This is a genomic window from Fulvivirga maritima, assembly GCF_021389955.1.
GTDB classification, from domain to species: domain Bacteria; phylum Bacteroidota; class Bacteroidia; order Cytophagales; family Cyclobacteriaceae; genus Fulvivirga; species Fulvivirga maritima.
The window spans coordinates 155,109-164,542 of sequence record NZ_CP089980.1; the positions used below are offsets into that span (position 1 = coordinate 155,109).

The following is a 9,434-nucleotide window of genomic DNA, read 5'->3' on the forward strand; positions in this document are numbered from 1 at the left end:
CTTGCATAGGTTAATTAGTATTAAAGTAAGCTACTATGTTACCAAATTAATATCACTAATCCTATATTAACTATCAGAAAACGATACCAGAAAAAGCCTACTCTATTCACCAATTAATAGGCTCCTTATTTAAGAATGAACTAATACCTTTTTTGCAATCATCAGTGGCTCTGGCTTCTGCATTTTTTTCAGCGGCATAGTCTAAAGCCTGCTCCAAAGACATTTCCTGCACTTTGGCTATCATTTGCTTAGTAAAAGCCATAGATTGACCACTATTATTTTTTATTAACATTTCGGCAAAATTCCTCACTTCAATTTTCAATTGCTTCAGATTGACAATTTTATTAATTAATCCATAATTACTTGCATCTGACGCCGTAATCAACTCTCCTGTTAGCAGAAGCTGTTTACTTTTCATCTCCCCTATCTTTCTAAGCAGAAAAACCTTAACTATGGCCGGAATAAAACCGATTCTCACCTCAGTATACCCGAATTTTGCTTCAGGCACTGTAAATACAAAATCACATACCGTAGCTAAACCACAGCCACCAGCAATAGCATGCCCCTGAACTTGTGCTATTACTACTTTATTGAGCGTATAAATCTGATAAAAGAGCTCTTTCAAATGATTTGAATCTTCCAGATTTTCTTCAAAGGTATTACTCTGCAACTGTTGTATATAAGCCAAGTCTGCGCCAGCGCAAAATGCTTTGCCTTCAGCGGCTAGCACAATTACCTTCACCTCGTCATCAGCAGAAGCTCTACTAAAGGCCTCTTTTAACTCAGACACCACCTCATAGCTGAGGGCATTCCTCTTTTCAGGCCTATTTAAAGTGATATACCCTATTTTATCTTCAATATCATATTTTACAAATTGCATATAGCTTCATTTAAATATCTATAATAATAGCACCGGAATCTACAGGCCTACATTCTATTTGTAATTGCTGTGCTTCTTTTTGCATATTTTGCTGCTTCCAATGATTAACAGAGCTATCAATAATCAGTTGATCATAGTCAAAATTATCATTCATCCAGGTAAGAGATTTTTGAAAGCCTTTGCTAACCACCAGCACATCTGCGGAGACAGGCTCCAGAAACTTCAGTTGATCCGGAATGGAATCTGAAAGAATAACGAAGAGCTTTTCTTTCCATACAATAAACTCTATTCCGTGCTGCTTTCTGTAACCGTTATAATCAGCACAAGTTACTTTGGAGGTGACATGCTTGCTTAACCGATTCCCTTCCACATGAAAGCCTGCTGCAGCGCTAGTGGAGTCAGATTCATAGGCAACTAAATGATGATTAGAGAAAAAATCAATTACGCTTTGCCCTTGTATATAATAAAAGACCACCTTACTTTCTGCGCTTTCCACCATTCCCCATAGTCTAACCAAACTAAACAGTGAAGCCAATATAAGAGACGTATAAGCCCAACGAATACTTTTCAATTGAAATAACAACAAAAAGGACACAATAGCAGCAATGATGAGTCCCATTTCTGAAGCAGTTAAATGTATTTCAGTAATTTGAGAAAAAGGCAATTCTTTAAAGTAAAATAAAATAGTATTAATAATCCAGACAATCCCCTCTACTACCAAGCCTAAATAATGCGCTCCAGCTTCCCATACGCCAATAAAAATAACTCCCAAACCTCCGAACAGCACCAAAAACGCCCCTGGAATTACAATAATATTTGACAAGAAAAAGTAGGTCGGGAACTGATGAAAATAAAAAAGCCCCAAAGGAAAGGTTGCCAGTTGAGCAGCTACAGACACTGTCGTTAGACTCCATGCCCAATCTGCTGCCTTACTATCAAAAACATAAAGCCCATAAAGTTTAGGCTGTACGTACACAATCCCTAGCACAGCCAGGTAAGACAGCTGAAAACCTACTGACATAATCAGATATGGATCAAAAAGCAGGAGCATAAAGGCGGATACAGCCAAGGTGTTATAAATATTAGTTTGTCTGCCAGTAGCCTTAGCAATAACGATAGCCGAGAACATAGTAGTAGCTCGCAAAACTGAAGCAGAGAACCCCGTAAGCATGGCATAAGCCCAAAGCATCAGCAATGAGATTAGCGCTAACAGCCAGGAGCCATACTTCACCTGTTTCAGCCCACCAAAAGCTACTGTAATAATCATGTATATTATGCCTACATGTAACCCAGATACTGCCAGCACGTGCATAGCTCCCGAGGCAGCATATGCTTTTTGCACTTCATCATCTAAGTCATCTTTAAGCCCTAGCACCAGCGCTTTTACAATACCTAACTCTCGCTGGCCTGTAATATTTCTTTCCAGCTGATGAGCTGCCCACTGTCTTAACTCATAAGACCATTTGAAAAATGAATTCGCCTCCTGCCCCAACAGCAAATACTCTCCTGCCCTTACAAAACTCTGGTGGTAAATATTCTTATAACTCAGAAACTGCTTATAATCAAACTCATGCGGATTTTTAGGCGCCTCCACTTCATTTGGACTGCCTTTTATCAAAAGCTGATCTCCATAATGAAACAGCGTATCTTTCCTTAAATAAAGATACATTCTGGCCTTTGCTGTATTCCAAATGCCTGCGGCCTGATATTGCATCAGCTCCGTTTCGTATTGAAAGGTGTTCTCTTTTTCAACCGGAGGTTTATTAATAAGAACAGTGTAGTATTCCACCTCACCGCTAGCATTTAGCAAATGATCTTTATCTAAAGACTGATTATGCCATAAAACACATAAATACCCTAAAGAAAAAATGGCACCAAACCCAGCAACCGCCAGCCAATAATGAAAGTAAAATAGCTTCTTCCTTAAAAGAATAAAAAGGATTAAATAGCCTAAACAGAAAAGTACAGCTATGATTACCGCCTCTCGCCTTGGTAGAAAAGGATAGTTCAAGGCCATCAAGATACCCGCTATAAAACTAATAGCTATTCTTACAAAAGCATAAGGTATCCACTGAAGCATACCTTAATTTAATAAAAATAACGCAGTACTCTTCTATGACTCCTTTCGCGAATGTGCCTTTAATGCTCTTAGCTACTTGATCAGATATGAAATTAAAGGAAGACTATGTCATTTCACCATTTGCTGGTGTTCGATATCGCATTCCATAAAACGCTCGCCTTCGGGCTTAAAATCAAATTTAGCATAAAGAGGCATAGCAGAAATCTGAGCATTGAGATAAAGTTTCTTTCCTTCTGTTTCTGGTAATGAAGCAATATGCTCCAGTACGGTTTTCACCAAAAGGCTACCTACTCCTTTTCCTCTATAGGGCTCTCTTACCGCAAAGCGTTCAAGCTTCACCCCATCCTTTGTTTCTCGCCATCTGGCAGCTCCACAAGGTTCCAGATCATCCCAGGCCACGAAGTGATAACTGACTTCTTCGTATTCATCATATTCCTCTTCTTCAGGCACATTTTGCTCCTCTATGAACACTTCTCGCCTTATCTCATATACCTTTTGGAGTACTTCTTTATCTTTGACCAGCTCCGCCTTTAGCATCTTCTTCTTTCTTTTCGTAATCATCATAAGCTGAAATAATGCTCTTCACTATTTTGTGTCTCACCACATCTTTACCGGTGAGCTCTACAAAGCCTATTCCATTCACATCTTTCAATATCCTCACTGACTCTATCAGTCCAGATTTTTGCTTTTTAGGCAAATCTATCTGAGAGCTATCCCCTGTGATGATCACCTTAGAGTTAGGCCCCATTCTGGTCAGGAACATTTTAATTTGCATAGGAGTGGTATTCTGCGCTTCATCTAATAAGATAAAGGCATTATTCAAGGTTCTACCACGCATATAAGCCAAAGGAGCTATTTCTATCACATTATTTTCCATGTAATACTTTAGCTTCTCAGAAGGCACCATATCAAACAAGGCATCATAAATAGGCCTCAAGTATGGATCTAATTTTTCCTTCAGGTCACCGGGTAAGAAACCGAGTGTTTCTCCGGCTTCCACAGCAGGCCTGGTAATGATGATTTTCTTTACCTCCTTATTTTTCAGGGCTTTCACCGCCAAGGCTACAGATATATAGGTTTTACCTGTACCGGCAGGCCCTAAAGCAAATACCAGGTCGTTATTTCTCACCGCATATACCAGCTTCTGCTGATTTATGGTTTTCGGCTTTATAACAAAACCTCTGGTACCGTATATCAATACCTCATCCTCATCAGGCAGCTTATCTTCTGCCTCTTTAGTAAGGTAATTTTGAACATTCTCTTCCGTTACCTTGCCATACTTATGATAATGTGCGATGAGTGAGTTGAGGATATCGTTGATCTTAAGAATTTCGGTAGTACTACCTTTTATTCTTATCTCATTGCCTCTCGAAACAATCTTGCTTTTTGGAAAAGCTGAAGCTACTTCTGATATGTTTCTGTTTTGCACTCCCAGGAAATCAATGAGGGAGATGTTTTCCAGCGTAATGACTTTTTCTACCAAATGCTAATTAATTTTAAATCGGATTTTTAATGGTTAATTTTTGGTTAATTTTGCCTTATACAAAAATACATAATAACAATTGCCGTTCAAAACGGGTAGTTTACTATTAACAATTGTTATAGAATAAATATTAACCCTTCACTACTAAAATCCTTTATGCTTATATGGCCATAATCACCTTTTTGTCTGACTTCGGGGAAAGTGATCACTATGTGTCAGCCGTTAAAGCGAAAATATTATCTTCTAATTCAGGGATCAATATAGTAGACATCAGTCACCAGATTAACACTTGTGACATAGCCCATGCTGCCTATGTGCTCAAAGCCGTATTTCAGGATTTCCCCAAAGGCACCATTCACATTGTAGCTGTAAATTCTATAGGCCAATCAGGAGATAAATATATTGCTGCGGAGCTGGAAGGTCATTATTTCATTACTACAGACAATGGCTTACTAGGCCTTATCAGTGATCAGGAACCTCGTGAGCAGGTAGATCTTAATACTGCTGACCTACAGACCACCTTCCCCGCTAAGCAGGTGTTTGCTCCTGCTGCCGCCAAACTGGCCGGAGGTAGCAAGCTACAGAGCCTGGGCACTCCGCTCACTCGCATTAAAAGAATGCTGGGCAGGCACCTTAAAGCCAATAAGAGGCAGATTAGCGGAAATATCATCAGGGTAGATCATTATGGTAATCTGATTACTAATATTGACAAAACCACTTTTGATATACTTAGTAAAGAGAAAAAATTCACCATACATTTTAGCAGAGAGACTGTAAACAGAGTAAACAACAGCCTCAATCAGGTAGAAGCGGGAGATGTGTTTTCCATTTTCAATGATCAGGGCTTGCTAGAGATAGGCATTAACCAGGGCATAGCCTCAGAACTGCTGGGCCTTGGCTATGATAGCCCCGTGACTATTAACTTTGAAGAATAAAATCATGCTGATAAGAATAGTAAGAATGACTTTTAAACCTGAAGCTGTTGATACTTTTTTATCACTCTTTAATGAAAACAAAGATAAAATAAGGGCTTTCCCTGGCTGCACCCACCTGGAACTACAGCAAGATTATCAGCAGCCGAATATACTAGCCACCTATAGTTATTGGGAAAACGATGAAGCTTTGGAAAATTACAGGCATTCGGATTTATTTAAAAGCGTGTGGGCAAAGACCAAAATCCATTTCAGCGACAAACCTATAGCCTTTTCACATAAAAGACTGCAGACGCTCTGATCAATTATTTTCTATTTTCCGGTGGCTGATGATCCTCTCCCGGAAAGAATTTGATAAACAGAATAATGCCGATAGTGGAAACTATGATACCAATAAGCACGAGCTCCACGACCCTGAAATGATAGCCCATGAGAACTATTGTTCCAACCACAATGATGGAAGTAAGTAAAATCGCTATAATACTCAGAACGTCCTTCATTTTAATTGCTAACAGGCAAGATTAATATTTGTTAAGTAATTCTTGCCTAAATATTGGGGAAATATAAAATCTTTAAACATCTTTGCATCCCAATTCCGAAAGCCGTTTAAGACAGCTTTTACAAAAAATGCCCAGATGGCGGAATTGGTAGACGCGTTGGTCTCAAACACCAATGTCTTCGGACGTGCCGGTTCGACTCCGGCTCTGGGTACAGAAAAGCCTTCAAATGAAAATTTGAAGGCTTTTTGTTTTTAATGGAATTAATCCCTCCCCTACTATTTATTGACGATGATATGTTAATTCATTTTTTCGTTCACTAAAAAAAACAGGTCATTCACTCAATAATTCAGGTCATTCACTCATCTTATTTTCATTTAGCCCCACCATAAGGCATATTTAGGTTAACAGAGGCTTCTCTAACTAAACTCACAACTATGTATACTAAACCCTAAGTAAATAATACCAATGTAAGCTATGTGAAACTATTTTCTGACGAACCACCTGAACCTTTCAATAATGATTTCTACCCAACCTAAGTCCCTAAACATCAATATTACAAATACAATAGCACAAACTATCTATATCTTATTACCTCTAATAAGATTTCTAAAGCATAAGCTACATATTCATTAAACATCCAATAAAGTATCATGCTAAATGTTGGCCGCATACCTCATGCGACTACTTATAGCTTATTTATGATAGATTATGACCAATCTATTAGCACAGCTTTATAGCTACACATTTTCCCAATCTTTATTTAATTACTCCTTTCACTTGTGAAATTAGGAATAACCCTCGTCTCCTATCCTCATGAGCAGGATGTAATGACCACTATAGTAGGCAATAAACGAAAAGTCATGTCCTGGCCAAGCATTTTTACATTGCAAAGCACACCTGTCGAAGGACCGGCTACTATTATATGGTTCATGTTATTAATAAAGGTATGTTACTACAAATACATAATAAGTCAAATTAAGATCAGTTTTAGAGACGAAAACGAAAAACTACAACTACACATAACTCAGTTAACCACTAAAACACGGTATTTAAAAGACTTACAAAAAATACGATCTGAAAGCATTAAATACCTCGCACACGACCTTACGGGCATGCTCGATGGGTTCTCTTCAATTACTAAGGCCAGCAACATAGTGATAGCTCCCATGCTACACATGATTCAGCGCATAGTTTGGGTGCAAGATGAAAGCAAAGACGAAGTAACACCTCAATCTAGTTGGTATAAATTACCTGCCATCATAAATGAGACCATTACTCTCCTTAATTATAAGGCATGCAATAATAACATCTGCATTCACAGTGAAATTCATGACGTATTCATATATGGTGATCAGCACCATATAAAGAGAGTTTGCTTTAATCTTATTAATAATGCGCTGAAATTTTCACCACAGGGAGCATACATTAAAATCTCTTCGCATCAAGTATCTGACACTTCCATAATCATACAATTTCAGGATGAAGGCCCTGGAATAGAGCAGGAACATCTACCTCATATTTTTGACCTCAACTACCAGGCTCCATCTGCACCACGGGGAATATCCAAAGGAATTGGACTTGCTTACTGTAAGAGAGTAATGGAAGCCCATCATTCATACATCACTGTAGAATCAGAAGTGGGCATTGGCACTACATTTTCCATACAGTTAAAAACTTCTCCAACAGTAAAAAACCAAAGGCTCATGCCCGTAAAAGTTCTTTCTACTTCCAAAAAAGAAATGAGTTCCTATTACACCGACCCGAAAATATCTGCCTGGGCACAGAAAATCAGACATTTAAAAGTGTACCAGACCTCTAAGGTGAAAAGGGTGCTCGAAGAAATAAGTGAAGATAACAAGCAAGTAATGGCATGGAAAGAAGCTGTATTAAAAGCAATATCATATTGCGACCATTCTGCCTATGAAAAATTAACCCAAATAAATGATGAGTAACATGAATGAAAAATCAATCTTGGTTATAGACGATGACCACACCTCACGCGTAGCCATAGAACAATGTCTCTATGCCGAAGGCTATGACATTTTAATGGCCGGAAGTTCCACCTCAGCCTTAGAAATTTTAAAAGAAGTGCCAGTAGATGCGGTCATATCTGACTGGCATCTGGGTAATACGCAAGGAACAGAAATTCTTCAACGAGTGAGACATGGAGCCTCCCCCGTTAAAAGTAATCTTCCGTTTCTAATCATTACTGGTGTATACACCCAACCTGAAGACCTGGAGCATGCCTTTAAGCTAGGAGCTACTGATTATATAGAAAAGCCCATTACCCTAAACCGACTATCACTAATTAATCGTTTAAAAAAAGCTTTAATAGCTTATGATCAGTTTCTAAAAGTGGAAGAAAGCCTTGAGAAAGAAGAAAACCTCCGTATAAGTAAAGTGAATATCTATGAAGAAATGATCCGGAACTTTAAAGCCAACATAGAGGAAATGATTGCCACTACCCCGCTGCATAAAAACAAACTTACAGGCTTACTTTATGACTATGAGAGTGAACTCTCTAAGTTACATGGAAGAGACAGTGTAAAGGATGAAACAGAGCATGTATTTCCTGGTTTTGCACATAAGTTACAGGACAAATACCCAAAATTATCAGAAGACGATATACTCATTTGCTGTTGCCTGTTATTAAAAGAAGGGAACCAAACCATTGCCAGCCGACTAAATATGAGCGATGAATCTTTCCGAAAAAGAAAAACCAGACTTAAGGATAAGTTAGGAATTGATAAAGGAGGAGATTTTTATGTTTTTTTTAAAAAAAAGTCTATCATAACTAAGTTTCACATTAGTATTTTCTCTGTTAAAACTAGGCTGTTAATTATCATTCTAACAGCCTTTGTACAATCATAACTCAACATAAAATTATTTACTATATCTATACCCTGCTATCCCTCAATTGCCTCCTCCATAGCAAAAAATGTCCATAAGAAGTCCATGTTTTGACACCGGTTAGTATCCGCCTTTCAGTAAGATTGATAAGCATATTTGTAACATGAAATCATTCAAACTTTAAAAGTAAGAAAAGCATGACTACAAAAGTTAAAACTGATCACCTTAAACATCTATCTAAGTTTTTAAGACAAAACAAAAACCTAGATTGGGCAAAAACTAATCTTACAAATCCACAACAGATACAAACCCTTAACTGGAAAGGCCTTGAAGAAAGTCAGGAAAAAACACTGAAAGAGATAAAGGCCTATCAGCGCTTAGTCAGAGTATTAGGAGAAAACGATCCAAAAACCATCAAGGCATTACTGATGGCCAATATACATTCAGCAATACAGATAGCAGCCATGCCTAAAAAAGCTTTTAAAAAGAAATGCTTTGCAATCTTTAAAAAGAATGACGCCCGGATGGAGGAAGTATACAAAAAAGCAACTAGCATCAGAAGCCAGCTTTTACTGCTGTACATGAACAAACTACAACAAGCAGAACCTCACGCAAACCAAGTAAAATCTCTAGAAGGAAAATAGGTCTGCCGACGCCTTGTTCCATTCACATCGAATTCTAGAAAGCTGTAAAGGGAATATTGCCCCAA

9 protein-coding genes and 1 tRNA gene are annotated in these 9,434 nt (G+C 38.2%); 6 read left to right on the plus strand and 4 right to left on the minus strand.

Annotated features, from left to right (window positions below; genetic code table 11):
* Window positions 1–106: 106 nt before the first annotated feature.
* The 4 genes from LVD15_RS00785 to LVD15_RS00800 form a co-directional block, all read right to left on the minus strand.
* A complete protein-coding gene (locus LVD15_RS00785) occupies window positions 107–880 on the minus strand; it encodes an enoyl-CoA hydratase/isomerase family protein (protein WP_233778405.1) in 774 nt (257 codons plus the stop codon).
* A gap of 10 nt (window positions 881–890) precedes the next feature.
* On the minus strand, window positions 891–2,960 hold the full coding sequence (locus tag LVD15_RS00790) for a ComEC/Rec2 family competence protein (protein ID WP_233778406.1): 2,070 nt from the start codon (window positions 2,958–2,960) through the stop codon (window positions 891–893).
* 108 nt (window positions 2,961–3,068) lie between these two features.
* A complete protein-coding gene (locus tag LVD15_RS00795) occupies window positions 3,069–3,497 on the minus strand; it encodes a GNAT family N-acetyltransferase (RefSeq protein WP_233778407.1) in 429 nt (142 codons plus the stop codon).
* Window positions 3,469–4,443, minus strand: a complete 975-nt coding sequence (locus LVD15_RS00800; protein ID WP_233778408.1) for a PhoH family protein — start codon at window positions 4,441–4,443, stop codon at window positions 3,469–3,471. The genes LVD15_RS00795 and LVD15_RS00800 overlap by 29 nt, the downstream gene beginning before the upstream one ends.
* A 164-nt stretch (window positions 4,444–4,607) precedes the next feature.
* Here LVD15_RS00800 and LVD15_RS00805 point away from each other — a divergent pair, with 164 nt between their 5' ends.
* The 6 genes from LVD15_RS00805 (at window position 4,608) to LVD15_RS00830 (ending at window position 9,369) form a co-directional block, all read left to right on the plus strand.
* Complete coding sequence (locus LVD15_RS00805) at window positions 4,608–5,378, plus strand: SAM hydrolase/SAM-dependent halogenase family protein (protein WP_233778409.1); 771 nt, start codon at window positions 4,608–4,610, stop codon at window positions 5,376–5,378.
* Between the two features lie 4 nt (window positions 5,379–5,382).
* Window positions 5,383–5,676, plus strand: coding sequence for a putative quinol monooxygenase (locus LVD15_RS00810; protein ID WP_233778410.1), 294 nt, complete (start codon window positions 5,383–5,385; stop codon window positions 5,674–5,676).
* Window positions 5,677–6,004: 328 nt separating this feature from the next.
* Window positions 6,005–6,086: transfer RNA gene (locus LVD15_RS00815), tRNA-Leu, on the plus strand.
* Window positions 6,087–6,654: 568 nt separating this feature from the next.
* Entirely contained in the window at window positions 6,655–7,827 is a 1,173-nt protein-coding gene (locus LVD15_RS00820; protein ID WP_233778411.1) for a sensor histidine kinase, read from the plus strand.
* Complete coding sequence (locus tag LVD15_RS00825) at window positions 7,817–8,746, plus strand: response regulator (protein ID WP_233778412.1); 930 nt, start codon at window positions 7,817–7,819, stop codon at window positions 8,744–8,746. Before LVD15_RS00820 ends, LVD15_RS00825 begins: the two co-directional genes overlap by 11 nt.
* Before the next feature lie 176 nt (window positions 8,747–8,922).
* Complete coding sequence (locus tag LVD15_RS00830; protein ID WP_233778413.1) at window positions 8,923–9,369, plus strand: hypothetical protein; 447 nt, start codon at window positions 8,923–8,925, stop codon at window positions 9,367–9,369.
* Window positions 9,370–9,434: the final 65 nt, after the last annotated feature.